Raw genomic sequence first — 15,576 nt, 5'->3', positions numbered from 1 at the left:
GGGCGGCACGCCGCTCACTGGCTACTCACCTCAACCTTGTCTCGATAATGACAGCCGACACCCATAAGCGCGACTTCGCCGAAAACCGCCGCCTGCCCGGCATCGCTCTGCTGGCAGCGGGCATCGGCGTAATCAGCACGCTGGCTGCTTTCGTGCTGCTGAATCTGATCCACCTGTTCACGAACCTGTTTTTCTTCGGCGGGCTTTCGTTCGCGGAACGCTCGCCGGCGCAAAACACGCTCGGCGCCTGGGTCGTGCTGGTGCCGGTGGCGGGTGGTCTGATCGTCGGGCTGATGGCGCGCTTCGGCTCGGAGAAGATTCGCGGCCACGGCATTCCGGAAGCGATCGAAGCCATTCTGTTCGGCAAGAGCCGCATGTCGCCGAAGGTAGCGATCCTCAAGCCACTGTCCTCCGGCATCGTGATCGGCAGCGGTGGGCCGTTCGGCGCGGAAGGTCCCATCATCATGACGGGCGGCGCGTTGGGTTCGCTGATTGCGCAGTGCGTGCGCGTGAGCGCGGCGGAGCGCAAAACACTGCTGGTCGCCGGCGCCGCGGCCGGCATGACCGCGGTGTTCGGCACACCGGTCGCGGCGGTGCTCCTTGCGGTCGAGCTGCTGTTGTTCGAATGGCGGCCGCGCAGCTTTCTGCCGGTCGCGCTCGCCTGTGCGGTGGCCGGCTTTGCGCGCGGCGCCCTGTTCGGCGCGGGACCGTTGTTTCCGCTCGAAACGGCGCCGCCTGGCGCGCTCTCGCTGTTCACCTGCGTGATTGCCGGCTTGCTCTCGGGAGCGCTGGCAGCAGGCCTCTCCGCCGCGCTCTACAAGACCGAAGACCTGTTCGGCAAACTCAGGATCCACTGGATGTGGTGGCCCGCGCTCGGCGGACTGGTGGTCGGCATTGGCGGCTTTATCGAGCCGCGTGCGCTGGGCGTCGGCTACGACGTCATCGGTGACCTGCTGCATCTGCATCTGGCCTTGGAGATTGCGCTTGCGTTGCTGCTCGTCAAGGCCGTCATGTGGGTCGTCGCGCTCGGCTCGGGTACGTCGGGCGGCGTGCTGGCGCCGTTGCTGATGCTCGGCGCCGGTCTCGGCGTGGTGTTGAGCCATCTGATGCCGGGCGGCGATCCGGCACTGTGGCCGCTCGTGTGCATGGCCGCCACGCTCGGCGCGACGCTTGGGGCGCCGCTCACCGCAATCGTGTTCGCGTTCGGCCTGACCAACGACAGCAACGCGTTATTGCCGCTACTCGCCGCCACGCTGGTCGCACATGGCTTCGCGACGGTCGTGATGCGACGCTCGATCATGACCGAGAAAATCGCGCGCCGCGGGTATCACATCTACCGCGAATACGGCGTCGATCCACTGGAGCGCCATTACGTCGACGAAGTCATGACACGCGACGTCGAAACGATCGACGCACACTCGACAGTCGACGAAACGCTGACGCGGTACTTCGGCCCTGGGCAAACGCATCGCGCGTATCCGGTGATCGTGGACGGCGCGGTGACCGGGGTGATCGACCGCGCGGCCCTCGAACGCATTCCTCGCACTCGCGACCGCCAGCCCGGCGCGACTACATTGCTCGAACTGATGGAGACGCGCGCGCCTGTCGTCGCGTTGCCCGGCGAGACCTGCCGGCTCGTTGCAACACGCCTCGCGGTTCATGGCCTGGAGCGCATGCCCGTGGTGAGCGACATGAACACGCTGCGAATCGTCGGCATCGTGGCGCGCAGCGACCTGGTGAAACCGTCGCTCGCGCATTTCGACGAAGAGCATAAGAAGGAGCGCTTCCGGCGTCTCGGCACGCGTGCGGCGAAGCGTCGCCTTTCGCCGCTTCGCCGCAGCGGCTGACATGAATCTTTAAGCGCAGGTGTCGATCCACACTGCGTAGGAAAGCGTAATCACAGATTTTTCACAAAATGCTTTCCACCATTTCGCACGACCCGTTAAGCAATTTCTGAGGCCAGTCTCTATCGAATAGACAGGAAACAACGGACTCCGAATCTGAACATTTATTGAGACATAAAGACGTGCAATGATCGCCGCCGGTCCAGCAAGACGCACTGTGACTCTGCGTGAGCAGACGCTTTGGCCACGCCACAGCTCCCCCCGGCTTTCATTCCATCAATATGATCAATTTTCTGTTCGATCTCTTCTCGAACCTGGCTTTGCTGGCCTTCGTGCTGGCCGCGTGTCATCTGTGCAATCGCCGCATACCCGGCGCGTCGCTCGACGGTTCGCTCATCTTCGCGGCATTGGCGTGTATCGCATTCATGCTCGATGCCGCGCTGACCTTTCTGGTATTCGCCGACTCGCAGAACCGCTACGGCCACCTCAGCACATCAACGGCGTTTTTCGAGCGCGCCTGCGCGTACTGGCTTGCGATCATCGCCGCGCTCGCCTTACGTCGTGCGGCACGCCGCTCGCGCCCCGCGAAAGTCGGTCGCGGCGAGGCTCTCGTCATCCACACTTCGCCGTATTCCAAATCGCATCTGCCCATGTGAGGCAGAACAATCGCAATCGTTCGAACCCTGCGCCGAAGCGGCTGACTTTTGCCGCCGCATAAGCCATCAGGCAACGGGAACGGTCCTTGCGCATGCGCGCGCCGTCGCCTATAACTTCCGAAGACCGAGTGTTACCGTTTGCGCCCGTCGCCGGGCATTTGCCGCTGTATTGCACCACCGCAGTCCAATCAGTCGAAGGCAACTCACCCAGCGAGGAACATCTTGGATCTCGAAACCGTACGCGTCTTCATCATGACCCGAGGTATCGACCTCGGCACCAAGGTCGTCGGGGCGATCGTCTTGTGGATCGTCGGCCGTTGGCTCATCGGCATGATCACCGGCTTGCTGCGCAAGATGTTGTCGCGCAACGGCCGGGTCGATCCCACGCTGGCGCATTATCTCGGTTCGATTCTCGGCGCATTGCTGAACCTGCTCCTGATCCTCGCGATCCTGCAGGTGTTCGGTGTGCAAACCACTTCGTTCGCCGCGCTGCTCGCCGGCCTCGGCCTCGCAATCGGCACCGCCTGGGGCGGCCTGCTTGCCCACTTCGCCGCAGGCGTATTCATGCAGGTATTGCGGCCGTTCAAGGTCGGCGATTTCGTCACCGCGGGCGGCGTCACCGGCACGGTCTCGGAACTCGGCCTGTTCGGCACCACCATCGTGACGCCGGACAACGTGACGACTATCGTCGGCAATAACAAGATCTTCTCCGACACGATTTCGAACTACAGCATCCTGCCCGTGCGCCGCGTCGAGCTGACGGCGAAGATCGCCAACGGCGTCGATCCGACGGATGCGATGAACCGGTTGAAGGCGGCCGTCACGCAGATTCCGAACGTGGCCGAGAGTCCCGCACCGGACATCGAAGTACTCGGCTTCACGCCGGAAGGTCCGCTGCTTTGCGTGCGGCCGTACACGCACAATGCGAACTATTGGCAGGTCTACTTCGACACCAATCGCGCGATCATCCAGACTTTCAAGGAAGCCGGCTACCCGACGCCGGAAACACCGCTGGCGCCGCGCGCGGTGACGTGAGTATCGTCGTTTGATGGAAGTCGCGCCCAACTGAACGACGCGGCTTCATCGTGTCGTCAATTGTTAAATCCACAATCAGAGGTGCAGAACGAAAACGGCGTCGCGAAATTCGCGACGCCGTTTTCTCATGTGGCCGGGTATTGCAGTGAAACGTCAGCGGCTGCCCGCGCTCGAGGCGTTCTTGCGCATCATCTTCCACAACGCGCCGAGCACGACCGGCACCACCGCTGCGCCGATACCCACCAGCACGATCACGTTCAGATACTGGCGGATAAACGGAATGTTGCCGAAGAAATAACCGAGCAACGTCAGCAGCAGCACCCAGAACAGCGCGCCGACAAAGTTGAACAACTGGAACCGGCTCACGGTCATTTCGGATGCACCCGCAACGAACGGCGCAAAGGTCCGCACCACCGGGATGAAACGCGCCAGCACGATGGTTTTGCCCCCATGCTTCTCATAGAAGTTGTGGGTCTTCTGCAGCGCGCTGCGATCGAGAAAGCGTTCGAGAAAAGGAATGTGCGAATTGAACACCCGCGGTCCGATGGCTCGCCCGATCATGTAATTGACGGTATTGCCGCTGATGGCCGCCACGAGCAGCAACACGATCAGCAAACCAATATTCATTTCGCCGGTCGCGCAAAACGCGCCGCCGATGAACAGCAGCGAATCGCCCGGCAGAAACGGCAGCACCACCAGCCCGGTTTCGCAGAACACGATCAGGAACAGCACCGCGTAGACCCACGCGCCGTACACATGAATAAAGTCTCCGAGGAACTTGTCGATGTGCAAGACAAGGTTGACGAAATGTAGCAACGTGTCCAAAGAGAATCCTTTATTAAGCGAATGTGACGGTGGCGGAAACGGCCGTACCAGCGGACCCGTTAGCGAGGGCGGCAGGCGCACACTCGCCGCCGGAAATTGACCGCGTCATGATACAGAAAGTGCCCGGCGGCATTTAAAAATCTCCCGCGCCACGGTGCGCTTGCGCGCGCCGCGAGCTTGCCGCGCCGAATCGCTATAATTTCGCCATGTCCGAATTCTCCGAAACGCCTGCCGGCCTCGACACCGCAGCCGCGCCCGCGGTTTCCGCCGCCACGCCCGCGCCGCGCCCGTTGCGCGCGATCCAGCCCCTTCCCGATCAGTTGATCAGTCAGATTGCCGCCGGCGAAGTGGTCGAGCGGCCCGCTTCGGTCGTCAAGGAGCTGCTGGAAAATGCACTCGACGCGGGCGCGCAGTCGCTGCGCATCCTGCTCGACGAAGGCGGCGTCAAACGCATCTCGATCACCGACGACGGCTGCGGCATCCCCGAGAACGAACTCGCGCTGGCGCTGATGCGTCACGCCACCAGCAAAATCCGCTCGCTCGCCGAACTGGAAGCGGTCGCTACGCTGGGGTTCCGCGGCGAGGCGCTGGCCTCGATCGCCTCGGTCGCGCAGATGACCATCACGAGCCGCACGGCCGACGCGGCGCACGCGGTGCGCGTGGATGCGCAAACCGGCGTGCTGAGTCCCGCGGCCGGCACCCAGGGCACCACGATCGAAGTCCGCGAGTTGTACTTCAATACGCCGGCGCGCCGTAAATTTCTGAAGAGCGAGCAGACCGAACTCGGCCATTGTCTCGAACAGATCCGCCGCGCCGCGCTGGCGCGGCCGGATGTCGCGATTTCGGTGCTGCATAACGGCAAGGCGGTCGAACACTGGAACGCCAGCGAGCCGCCCGTGCGGGTCGCGAAGATTCTCGGCGACACGTTTGCCACCGCTCATCTGCCGCTCGACGAATCCGCCGGACCGCTTGCGGTCTACGGTTGCGCGGGTCTGCCGACCGCGAGCCGCGGGCGTGCCGATCAGCAGTATTTCTTCGTCAACGGCCGCTTCGTGCGCGACAAGCTGCTCACGCACGCCGTGCGCGCCGCTTATGAAGACGTGCTGCATGGCGAGCGCTATCCGTCCTACGTGCTGTTCCTCGACCTGCCGCCTGAAGCGGTCGATGTGAACGTGCATCCGTCGAAAATCGAGGTGCGCTTCCGCGATTCGCGCTCGATTCACCAGTTCGTCTTCCACGCCGTGCAGCGCGCGCTGGCGCGGCATGCGGGCGCATCGCCGGAAACGACGGCGGGCGGGCATGCGGCGCATCTGGCGCCTTCCGTTAGCGGGCCGGCTTCGTTTGGCGCGACGCCACTGGGCGGCGCGGGCGTCGGCGGCGTCGGCTTCGGTGCTGGCAACGGCGCTGGCGGCATCGGTGGCGGCTTGGGTGGCGCATCGGGCGGCGGCTTCGGATCGTCGTCGCAGCAGCCCGGCAATACCTGGATGCGCCAGGCGCGCATGACGCAAGGCACGCTGCCGGTTGCCCAACCGCTCGCGTTTTACGACGCGCTCTTCGGCCGCAAAGATACGAACGCGGGCACGGCGGAAGGCGCCACGCTTTTCGAGGCGCGCGATTCGGCCGCCGAAGCACCGTCACCGTACAACGCGTCCGCGCCGTACCCGGCGCCCGCTTTCCATGCCGCCGACGAGCAACCGCTCGGCTTCGCGCTCGGCCAGATCCACGGCATCTATGTGCTGGCCCAGAACGCGCACGGTCTGGTGATCGTCGACATGCACGCCGCGCACGAGCGCATTCTGTACGAGCAGTTCAAGAACGCGCTGGCCGATCGCACGATCGCCGTGCAACCGCTGCTGATCCCGCAGTCCATGCAGGCCGATCCGGTCGAAATCGGTACGGTGGAAGAAGAGCGCGACACACTCGACGCACTCGGCTTCGATCTCGCCGTGCTGTCGCCGACCACACTCGCCATCCGCGCCGTACCGGCGCTGCTGAAAGACGCCGATCTGCAGGCGCTGGCGCGCGCGGTCCTCTCCGACCTGCATGCATTCGGCGGCTCGCGCGTACTGACCGAACGTCAGCACGAACTGCTCGGCACGCTCGCCTGCCATCACGCGGTGCGCGCGAACCGGCGTCTGACGCTCGACGAAATGAACGCGCTGCTGCGTCAGATGGAAGCCACCGAGCGCGCCGATCAATGCAATCACGGACGTCCCACGTGGTATCAGTTGACGCTGTCCGATCTCGATCGGCTGTTCATGCGTGGTCAGTGACGTGACGCTGCTGCAACCGCCGCTGCAACGCACGCCCGCCTGCCCATGACTTCACGCACGCCTACCACCGTCCCGTGTCTGCTCGGCCCGACTGCATCCGGCAAAACCGCCGCTGCGCTCGCGCTGGCCGCCCGGCACCCGGTGGAAATCATCAGTGTCGATTCGGCGCTGGTCTATCGCGAGATGGATATCGGCACCGCCAAACCCACCGCCGAAGAGCGTGCGGTGGCGCCGCATCATCTGATCGATATCGTCGATCCCACGGACAGCTATTCCGCCGCACAGTTTCGCGCCGACACCTTGCGGCTGACCGGCGAGATCCACGCGCGTGGGCGCCTGCCGTTGCTGGTCGGCGGCACCATGCTGTACTACAAGGCGCTCACCCAGGGGCTCAACGATCTGCCCGCCGCCGACGCCGACCTGCGCGCCACACTCGACGCCGACGCCGCACGCGAGGGCTGGCCGGCCATGCATGCGCGGCTTGCCGCAGTCGATCCCGTGACGGCCGCGCGCTTGGCGCCGAACGATTCGCAGCGGATTCAGCGGGCGCTGGAAGTTTTCATGCTGACCGGACAGGCCATGTCGGCGTTGCTGGCGGCGCCCGCGCGGGTGGATGATGCCGCCGCCGCGTGGCGCTTCGTGCCAGTTGCGCTGGAGCCGTCCGATCGTGGCGTGCTCCATGCGCGCATCGAGAAACGCTTCGATGCGATGCTGGCCAACGGTTTCGTCGATGAAGTGGTGAAGTTGCGCGAACGCGGCGACTTATCGCCCGAGATGCCGTCCATGCGTTGCGTGGGCTACCGGCAGGTCTGGGAATATCTGGACGGCGCCGTCGACTATTCGACCATGCGCGATAAGGGCGTCTTTGCGACCCGGCAGTTGTGCAAGCGGCAGCTCACATGGCTGCGAAGCATGACAGAGCGAGTGGTGGTGGACTGCTGCGATCCGCACGCGACGGCGCGGGTGCTTGAAGCGATTGAAGCGTTGCTTTGAAACTTTGACGCTTTGAAACTCTGATGCGTTGAAGCTTCAAACCCGCGCGGCGCCGGCTAACCGCACGCCGCGCGGTCTGACAAGCTTTTAGATCACTACGGTCTGAGCCTCACCGGCCGCACTTTCGCGAATCACGCCGATCTTCCAGACCTGCTCGCCGGCTGCGGACAGCAGACCGATTGCCGCATCGGCATCCGCGGCCGACACCACCACGGCCATGCCGATACCGCAGTTGAACACGCGGTGCATTTCCGCGTCCGCCACGCCGCCGTGCTTTTGCAGCCACGAGAACAGCGGCGGCAACGGCCAGCCGCGATGATCCAGCTCAGCCGTCAGGCCTTCACGCAACACGCGCGGAATGTTCTCGACCAGCCCGCCGCCCGTGATGTGCGCCATGCCCTTCACGGCGATCTGCTGCATCAGCGCCAGCAGCGGCTTCACATAGATATGCGTGGGCGCCATCAACGCGTCGGCAAGCGAGCGGCCGTCGAAGTCCGCGTTCAGATCAGGCTGCGCACGCTCGATGATCTTGCGCACCAGCGAAAACCCGTTCGAATGAATGCCGCTCGAAGCCAGGCCCAGCACCACGTCGCCGGGGGCGATCGTGCTGCCGTCGATAATCTTGCTCTTTTCCACCGCGCCGACCGCGAAACCCGCCAGATCGTATTCGCCGTCCGGGTACATGCCCGGCATTTCCGCCGTCTCGCCGCCGATCAACGCGCAACCCGACAGTTCGCAGCCGTATGCGATACCCTTCACGACCGTGGCCGCCGTGCCGACGTCCAGCTTGCCGCAGGCGAAGTAGTCCAGGAAGAACAGCGGCTCCGCGCCCTGCACGAGAATGTCGTTCACGCTCATCGCCACCAGATCCTGGCCCACGGTGTCGTGTTTGTTCAGCTGAAAGGCGAGACGCAGCTTGGTGCCGACGCCGTCGGTGCCGGACACCAGCACCGGCTCCTTGTACTTCTTCGGCACTTCGAACAGCGCGCCAAACCCGCCGATGCCACCCAGCACGCCGTCGCGCATCGTCTTTCTGGCAAACGGCTTGATTGCGTCGACAAGGGCGTCGCCCGCGTCGATGTCCACGCCGGCGTCGCGATACGACAAACCTTGGGCCGAATCAGTTGAATTCGGGGCGGATTTCGGTTGATTCATGAGGACGAGCTCGAAGGTCGGTAAAATGAGATGATACTGGGAAAAGTAGAAAATCGCAATTAAAACAGGTACTTACGCTTCGAACGACCTCAGGATTTTACCCGATTATCGGCTACCAAAGCGGATACCCAATGAGGGGCAAAATTCTACCATAATGAATAATTACATTTTGTAATATCTGAGCGCAAGGCAATAAAAAAGGGACAACAGGGTCCCTTTAATTCTGCTCACGCCAGCTTACGCTTTGGCAGGTTTTGCGTACTTCTCCGGGTGGTACAGGCGGTCAAGTGTTTTGGTTGCCTTGGCTTTCCCATCTGCACTTTTAGCCACAATAAGTTCTTTGGCTTGAGCAAAATTGTGGGTGCCAGCTTCCTTTAAAGCCTTAAGCCACTTATTGGTAGCTGTTTCCCCATCATAACGTTCATGCACTTGCCCAGTGTCATCAACATAACGAATGAGCACTTCAGCAGGACCATTAAGAGCTTCTGCTACTTCGCTACGAGACAATTCAAGCTCATCAATCAACGCCAACACTTTATCAATCTTTTCTTGCTTTTCTTGTTGAGCCTCAACTTTTGCACTTTCGTTCAAAAGTGTAGAGAGCTTAATTTTTTCTGTGGGTGTTGCTTTACCTGATGCCACTTTTTTCAACAACTCATCAAGCTGTGCACCAAGTTGCTTATCTTCAGCCATCCTGTTCCCCAAGTGAGTGATGGAATCTAATTGTTTAACTGTGAGTAGGATAGCAACAATATCATTTGTCGTACAATTGATTTTATCAATCAATGAAACAATCGAACATTACAAAAAAGAAAGCACCTTGTGACGAGGTGCTTTCCAACTATAAAAATAATAAGTGAAGAAGTGACGCTTCAAATATCAAAACTATTCTATTAAATAATAAACAAAAGTCAAGTTAAAGTTGCTTATTTAATAGAAATGCTTCGCGACCCACTTCTACCTTCGATTGCATACGGTAAAATATTTTCAATACGCCCATTTAGGATTTTTACCATCCTTCTGTCTTTCATCGAATCAATCTTAATACACTCAATTTCCATTTTTATTTCACGCAACTCTTTTATAACTTCCTGCATAACGATAGCAACATTGTTTGGCTGAGCTTGATTGTGCATTTTTTTCTCCTTTATTAGTATGCATGTATATTTTACATCGTGAACATGATATGTCACTATTTAGTCGCAATTTATTACATTTTAAGTAGGTGCCTCATCTATCTGAGGCTTTTTATATAACTCATAAAGTTTATCCATTTCACGCCCAGCCTCTTCCATTTCCTGCAATTTCAAGCGTCCCAAAGCAATATCTATATTAGTAAGCTCATTTTGCAATTCAGCCACTTGGGAAGGCGTTGCATCAATTAACTGCCTCAAAATATCGTTTCTTCTTAAAGAAAGCGCTACTTTTTGAAGTGAAGTATCAGCCCCACCAGAAGAACCCCCACCAGAAGACACGCCAGATGATGGCTTTTGCTCTTTTGGCATCACATCAGCTACATCACCCCCAATGCTAGCCATGTTTTGAACCATGCTAGCGACCTCTCTTTCCTTAATTCTATCGGCTACAGTCTGGAAAACTTGAGGCTTTACAGTTGTTTTGCCTTGTGGAGATGCTGTAAATCTAGGTTTTGGGGGAGTATTAAAACGCTTATCAAAGTAAGCTACGCGCTCAACTCTATAATGCTCCAATCTGTTTTTTTCATGTTGATTGAACACATAGGGTTTCCCTACTGACATATCTGGATTTTGCTTAAATATTTCCCCATACATGCGTAGTTTATTGCCACCCACTCCAATTGTTATGAAGTCATCAGCTTGCTTTAGAACCTGAATTTTATTTTGCTCAAGCCATTTGATCAAATCATTTCTATCCTTAAACATCCCTGTTTCATAATTATTGTTGATTTGCTTGCAAAGTGCTCTTTTGTATAAAGCTGGAACAGTTTCACTTTTATACTCAGCAGCTTTCAAATCCCACTTCTTTTTTGGACTAACTTGCTCCCATCCAAACTTGTCATTAATGTAAGCACCAAACAATCGATAGTAGTCTTGATTTTGCTTACCAGGTGGAGAAATGTTTAGTTGCTTACCCGATTTTAGGTCTATTTTTGGCACAACAAAATGCAATTCAGGACGACCCTTATCATTATGAAGCACCCATAAAATATTAACTCTATCTTTACTTAACCCACCAAACATATAGCGCTCAAACTCGTCACAAATTTGGTGCATTTGTTTGACAGAAGGGACTTCATTTTCACGAAATGCAAGGACTCCTGAAGTATATTTTTGTTTATTATTTATACTATCTATCAAGTCTTTCGTGGATTCTGGATCGCCTCGAAATAATTTTGGCTTAACACTTCGTTCGCTTCCTTTATGGTCTTTATTGCCTAAAAGATATCGAACAGGTGCATCACCTCCACTGGTTCCAGAATCAAAACAGTTCGCTAGCATCCTTAAATCTCAACACCTTTATCAAAGTTTTTCCTCAACTGCTTGAGCGTTTTTGCTATGTCACTTACCTCATGTAAAAGTGACATATGAAGTAAATTAGCCTCATTAATGTGACGCTTAACTTGAGAAAGATTGTTTTTTATTCTTATTTCAGCATAAAAAATTGCTTTCCAACGTGGCACATAAAGAGAACGACTATTGGATAAAAGGCACCGAACAAAGTCTGCTTTTTTATTAAAACAGAGCTTTTCCATGCTTTCCATCAATGCATGGTTTTCTTGCTCACTAAGCATTACATAGATACGTTTTTTAACAGCAGGCCTATCAATTTTCTCTGACCCATCAAAGTCAAAATCAACCATTTTGTTACGCCTATTGACCCACTCATCAAGAAAAACTAGAAGCACTTCTAGCTCTTGCTTTTTTATTTTAAATTCTTCCAAAGTGATAAAAGTCACTTCAGTTTTTTCGTGCAAATCTTTCACTATCGAATTTATTTGACGCCCAATTTCATTCAATGAGGCTGTTACTTTTTCATAAACTTCAACGTCTAAACTGATTTTTTTGGTTGCAATTCTTCGCACAAATGCAGAGAAGTTTTCATCGTTTTCTTCTTCGAACCTAGCCAAAATTTTTTTGTAGATTGGTTCATCGACTTGGATGTTTAGCACATATTTGTATTTGTTAGTTTTAGCCACATTATCACCTTTTTTATAGTTATAAGTTTTTAGGTCACAATTTAAGTATATCGGACTACTTTACAAACACAAGGCCGAGCCAAAACTTTTCGAAGAAAACCCATTAATACAATTTAGCGGTCTTACAGACCGCTAATTGAGTACACTCGCTTAGATTTTCAGGTTTTTTTGCTTAGGGTGTTGATGTAACACCTCATCATATAAGGACTTTTTGCAATGTCACTGTCCTTGCTTGACACTGTTAGCTTTGGCATTCGAACTGATGTTAAGCCCATAGCCTAATATAAAGCCAAAATCAACTTCAAAACCCACACACTTGAGTGAGCGTTTTTGGCTATCGCCCCACTCGTTTTTCATCAAAATCCGCTTAACATTTTCATAGCGTAAGCAACACATTTAAAGAAAATCTCTGTTGACTTTGGAAAATTTTTTTATTAATTAAAGACAACAATCTAGGAGAATTTTTCATGAAAAATAAAAATAAAGTTTCAACTTTACGAAAAACAAAACGCATTGACTTGAGTTTAAATTGTGATATTTTTGATGCCTATAAATCAATTATTCCAAAAAATATGAACCCAACTACTTTCACTGCGGAGCTTGTTCGACAATTTTTAGCTGAAAATTTTTCAAAAATTACACACAAACCAACTTTAGTTAGTCGAGAAGATTTTGATGATTTCATACATGGTATCGTCACTCATTCTGAACTAAATGAATTGGCAAAAGCTCATGAACTTAGAAAGCAAATAGATACAACTAAAGAAAAGTTGGCTCTTTTGAAGAAACATGAAACAGTAGGTCAAGCATGATGGTAGCGAACAAATTTTTAGGGAAATTACTCAGGTTAGCTCACAGTGACTTCCCTAAATATTGCTTACTTGTCTTGATGGTTGGTGCGATCGATTACTTAATTTGCCTCTACATCGTCCAAAAATTTATCTAAAAAAAATAGCACTCAACTGAGTGCTTTTCTTTTTGGCATCCTGCTACATGATAAACATCACGTAGCATCATAACTTACTGCGTTTAGGCTTCACAATTTCATTTTTTAGCTCAACTTCTAGCTTAATTTTTTCAAGCAACGCCTCAAGCTCATCTTCACTCATTGAATCACTTTGAGCAGACAAACGAGCAATTTTTAGCGCGTTGTAGCTAGTATGCTTACTAACAAACGCTTGTGAAGCACCTACACGTTTTGCAATCTCATCTTGATTTAGTTCAGGAAATCGAATAAATAAAATAATTGAATGTTTTATCTTTGGCCAGAATTTTTTTGCCCTAGCTTCCCCACCTTTTCGCCCATTTTCCACATGAAAATCATCTGACATAGTTAATCACTCCTGCTACATAATAATTATTTTTTAGCAGAATTACGTTAAATGTCAATACCATTATTGACAAACAAAATTAACTAGCTATATTCGTTTTAACTATAAGAGGAGCATTATGAACAATACCGATATTAAAGAAAACAAATTTTTAAAATCGGCCAATTTCCTAGGTGAACTGAAGAAAATTGGCCTTATTGAAGATTTTATTTTTGCAGGCTCCTTTCTTTCAAAAATACAAAACGCCCGTGTTGAGTTGAGTTACGATTTCCTTAGAATGTCACTTCAAAATGATATGGCTGAGGAATATCCTGATGGTCACTACATGTCAACTTTTGAGTATTATATTACCGATATTGATAATTTTTTAATGTGCATGAACGACAATTTTTTAGGTTTTGTCAATGATCGCGAGATTGAAAACTACTATAACGTTTTACTAGAAAGATATAATTTGGATCAAGCACTTGAAGAATCGACCGAATCATTGAAGCCAAACAAAATTTGAAATCTAATATTATTTTTTCGACGTTAATTATGGGAAGAAAGCACATTACGTCAAGTATTTTATTTTCAATTTGGGCATTGACGAGTCGTTCACTATCCTTATAGTCAAATGTGAAACACAAAACGCATGCAATTTCTCACGTTGCATGTGTAGTGCTTCACTAAACCAAGGATATAGAATGAACAAAAATAAAGGAATAGCTGTGGTACTCGCATTGCTACTATGTGCCTCAATCTCTCACAAAAGAGGCGTAGATGTTCAAGTGCTTCATATGACGAAAGAGACTCGAACTGAAGCAAAGTTAAAAGCCGAATTTTAGCTTTAGCTTGCCCTGCTTTTACCAATGCCCTGACAAGCAGGACAATATCTTCATTATTTTGTCATTTGCACTACATTATCAAAATTCGAACCAATGTCAATAGTAATTTAAAAAGTACCAAAAAATGAAACCTTAGGTTTCATACTTCCTACCTTTTACTTTTACAGTCAGTCTCGCTTTCTTAGCCTTTGTCTGCTGACAGGCATAAAAGCGAACTATAAAAGTAATTATCTGATGTACACCGTACTTCCTCTTTTTTACATAAGTTTTCATTCATTAATCATTGGCAAAAATTCATCCCAATATTTTCTAATGGTGCGAACCGATACATCAGAAGTTATTGAAATGGATTCTTGTGTAATCTTTGCACCATTACATTTTAATTTAATTATTGCAGTAGTGATTTTTCCTCGCGTGCCAGATTTCCTAGAGTCATTGGTGAACAATGCTGAGGCACTTTGCTTTTGCTCAAGGCTCATCCCATCATTGATTAAACCTAGGTGAGACATGACGCCACGATTAACACCACCCTTTACCCTATCCTGGTTCCTCCAAACCCATTTAGCAACTGATTTGGCTGTGTGCCCTACTTCCTTTAGGTCTAGTGGTGCTTCATAGTTGTTTAGTTGGGTTGCTTTTGCACTTACACTGTCAAGCCAAGCTTCATAGCTTAAGTAATCTACAATATTAATTTCTTTATACGCCCAAAACCTTAAATTATCAAATAAAGCAACATTTCGCCCACCTACAGCCACATCAAATACAACTGATTGTTTTGCGTCAAATTTATTAATATCTAAATACTCTTCAAAATCTTCCAAATCGTAATAAACATCGTTTTCAAGTATTTTCCAATATTTAGAATTGGGATTTTTTACAATTGTATGCGCATATGCAATATCAGCTTCAAGTTCATGCGTTAGTGCTAAGGTTGTTTGTTTGAGGTAGCTTTGTGGGCGTAATCGAGAATTTTTATAAAAAGATACTGGCTTTTTTAGCCCATACAGATAGTGACAGTTTCCCGTTTCTCGATTGATAACGATTAACGTAGGAACAGGTAGATTCTTTTTTTCAAACATGTAAGTGGATTCAACCCCCTTATCCAAATCAAGGGCAATGTACTTTGTAAGTGGTTTATTGAGTCCAACATAGTTGTAGCTAATAGCATCTTGCTTTTTTCGTACCTTCAAACCTTCTTCAAATGAGTTGGTTGAATATGTTTTATTGAGTAGATGCTCATTGAATGTGTCTAATACTTGATTTGCCATATAGTTGCCTTTTTATTTTTATGGCAAGTATTGACAATTTTCTATTTTACGATATTATTAACTTTGAAACTTCGCTAGAGTTTTGTTGATAATATCGGTAAGTTTAGATTTCCACGTCCTGCTTGCCGATTTTTCATTTTTAACAGAGTAGAAACTAACAGATTTTTTTGATTTGTCAAATTTCTGATAGTTAA

15 protein-coding genes are annotated in these 15,576 nt (G+C 51.7%); 7 read left to right on the top strand and 8 right to left on the bottom strand.

The annotated features are described in order from the left end of the window. Nucleotides 1-47 precede the first annotated feature (47 nt). The 3 genes from BXE_RS02620 to BXE_RS02610 all read left to right on the top strand — a co-directional run bounded on the left by BXE_RS02620 (nt 48) and on the right by BXE_RS02610 (nt 3,535). Nucleotides 48-1,847 (top strand): chloride channel protein, encoded by a 1,800-nt coding sequence (locus BXE_RS02620; RefSeq protein ID WP_011486889.1) that lies wholly within the window; start codon nt 48-50, stop codon nt 1,845-1,847. 278 nt (nt 1,848-2,125) lie between these two features. Next, a complete protein-coding gene (locus tag BXE_RS02615) occupies nt 2,126-2,500 on the top strand; it encodes a hypothetical protein (RefSeq protein WP_011486888.1) in 375 nt (124 codons plus the stop codon). 222 nt (nt 2,501-2,722) lie between these two features. Beyond that, nucleotides 2,723-3,535 carry a mechanosensitive ion channel family protein gene (locus BXE_RS02610; RefSeq protein ID WP_011486887.1) on the top strand — a complete coding sequence of 271 codons (813 nt, stop codon included), beginning with the start codon at nt 2,723-2,725 and terminating at the stop codon, nt 3,533-3,535. Between the two features lie 153 nt (nt 3,536-3,688). On the opposite strand, the gene BXE_RS02605 is transcribed toward BXE_RS02610, so the two are convergent. Beyond that, the gene (locus BXE_RS02605; RefSeq protein WP_011486886.1) at nt 3,689-4,360 is read right to left on the bottom strand and encodes a DedA family protein; all 672 of its coding nucleotides are present in this window, start codon (nt 4,358-4,360) and stop codon (nt 3,689-3,691) included. Nucleotides 4,361-4,566: 206 nt separating this feature from the next. Between BXE_RS02605 and mutL the strand changes: the two genes are divergently transcribed. Further along, a complete protein-coding gene (gene mutL, locus BXE_RS02600; RefSeq protein WP_011486885.1) occupies nt 4,567-6,633 on the top strand; it encodes a DNA mismatch repair endonuclease MutL in 2,067 nt (688 codons plus the stop codon). A 45-nt stretch (nt 6,634-6,678) separates the two neighbouring features. After that, nucleotides 6,679-7,626 (top strand): tRNA (adenosine(37)-N6)-dimethylallyltransferase MiaA, encoded by a 948-nt coding sequence (gene miaA / locus BXE_RS02595; protein ID WP_011486884.1) that lies wholly within the window; start codon nt 6,679-6,681, stop codon nt 7,624-7,626. A gap of 87 nt (nt 7,627-7,713) precedes the next feature. Here miaA and purM read toward each other — a convergent pair whose 3' ends face one another. From purM to BXE_RS45630, 5 genes are all read right to left on the bottom strand, one after another. Then, complete coding sequence (gene purM, locus BXE_RS02590; RefSeq protein WP_011486883.1) at nt 7,714-8,781, bottom strand: phosphoribosylformylglycinamidine cyclo-ligase; 1,068 nt, start codon at nt 8,779-8,781, stop codon at nt 7,714-7,716. Between the two features lie 237 nt (nt 8,782-9,018). Beyond that, a complete protein-coding gene (locus BXE_RS45640; RefSeq protein WP_148222891.1) occupies nt 9,019-9,567 on the bottom strand; it encodes a hypothetical protein in 549 nt (182 codons plus the stop codon). A 140-nt stretch (nt 9,568-9,707) separates the two neighbouring features. Further along, nucleotides 9,708-9,917: a hypothetical protein gene (locus BXE_RS45635; protein WP_148222890.1), complete on the bottom strand. Its 210-nt coding sequence runs from the start codon at nt 9,915-9,917 to the stop codon at nt 9,708-9,710. 81 nt (nt 9,918-9,998) lie between these two features. Beyond that, entirely contained in the window at nt 9,999-11,258 is a 1,260-nt protein-coding gene (locus tag BXE_RS43785; RefSeq protein WP_011486881.1) for a relaxase/mobilization nuclease domain-containing protein, read from the bottom strand. 2 nt (nt 11,259-11,260) lie between these two features. Continuing rightward, nucleotides 11,261-11,956: a hypothetical protein gene (locus BXE_RS45630; protein ID WP_011486880.1), complete on the bottom strand. Its 696-nt coding sequence runs from the start codon at nt 11,954-11,956 to the stop codon at nt 11,261-11,263. A gap of 467 nt (nt 11,957-12,423) precedes the next feature. Between BXE_RS45630 and BXE_RS45625 the strand changes: the two genes are divergently transcribed. Further along, nucleotides 12,424-12,768 carry a hypothetical protein gene (locus tag BXE_RS45625; RefSeq protein WP_148222889.1) on the top strand — a complete coding sequence of 115 codons (345 nt, stop codon included), beginning with the start codon at nt 12,424-12,426 and terminating at the stop codon, nt 12,766-12,768. A gap of 201 nt (nt 12,769-12,969) precedes the next feature. Here BXE_RS45625 and BXE_RS45620 read toward each other — a convergent pair whose 3' ends face one another. Then, entirely contained in the window at nt 12,970-13,287 is a 318-nt protein-coding gene (locus BXE_RS45620) for a hypothetical protein (protein ID WP_011486878.1), read from the bottom strand. Between the two features lie 118 nt (nt 13,288-13,405). On the opposite strand from BXE_RS45620, the gene BXE_RS02580 reads away from it, so the two are divergent. Next, a complete protein-coding gene (locus BXE_RS02580; protein ID WP_011486877.1) occupies nt 13,406-13,795 on the top strand; it encodes a hypothetical protein in 390 nt (129 codons plus the stop codon). A 588-nt stretch (nt 13,796-14,383) separates the two neighbouring features. Here BXE_RS02580 and BXE_RS43780 read toward each other — a convergent pair. Further along, nucleotides 14,384-15,382 (bottom strand): replication initiation protein, encoded by a 999-nt coding sequence (locus BXE_RS43780; RefSeq protein WP_011486875.1) that lies wholly within the window; start codon nt 15,380-15,382, stop codon nt 14,384-14,386. Nucleotides 15,383-15,576 lie beyond the last annotated feature (194 nt).

Origin of the sequence: Paraburkholderia xenovorans LB400 (assembly GCF_000013645.1) — a bacterium.
Taxonomy (GTDB): Bacteria; Pseudomonadota; Gammaproteobacteria; order Burkholderiales; family Burkholderiaceae; genus Paraburkholderia; species Paraburkholderia xenovorans.
This window is presented reverse-complemented; position numbering and strand designations above follow the sequence as displayed.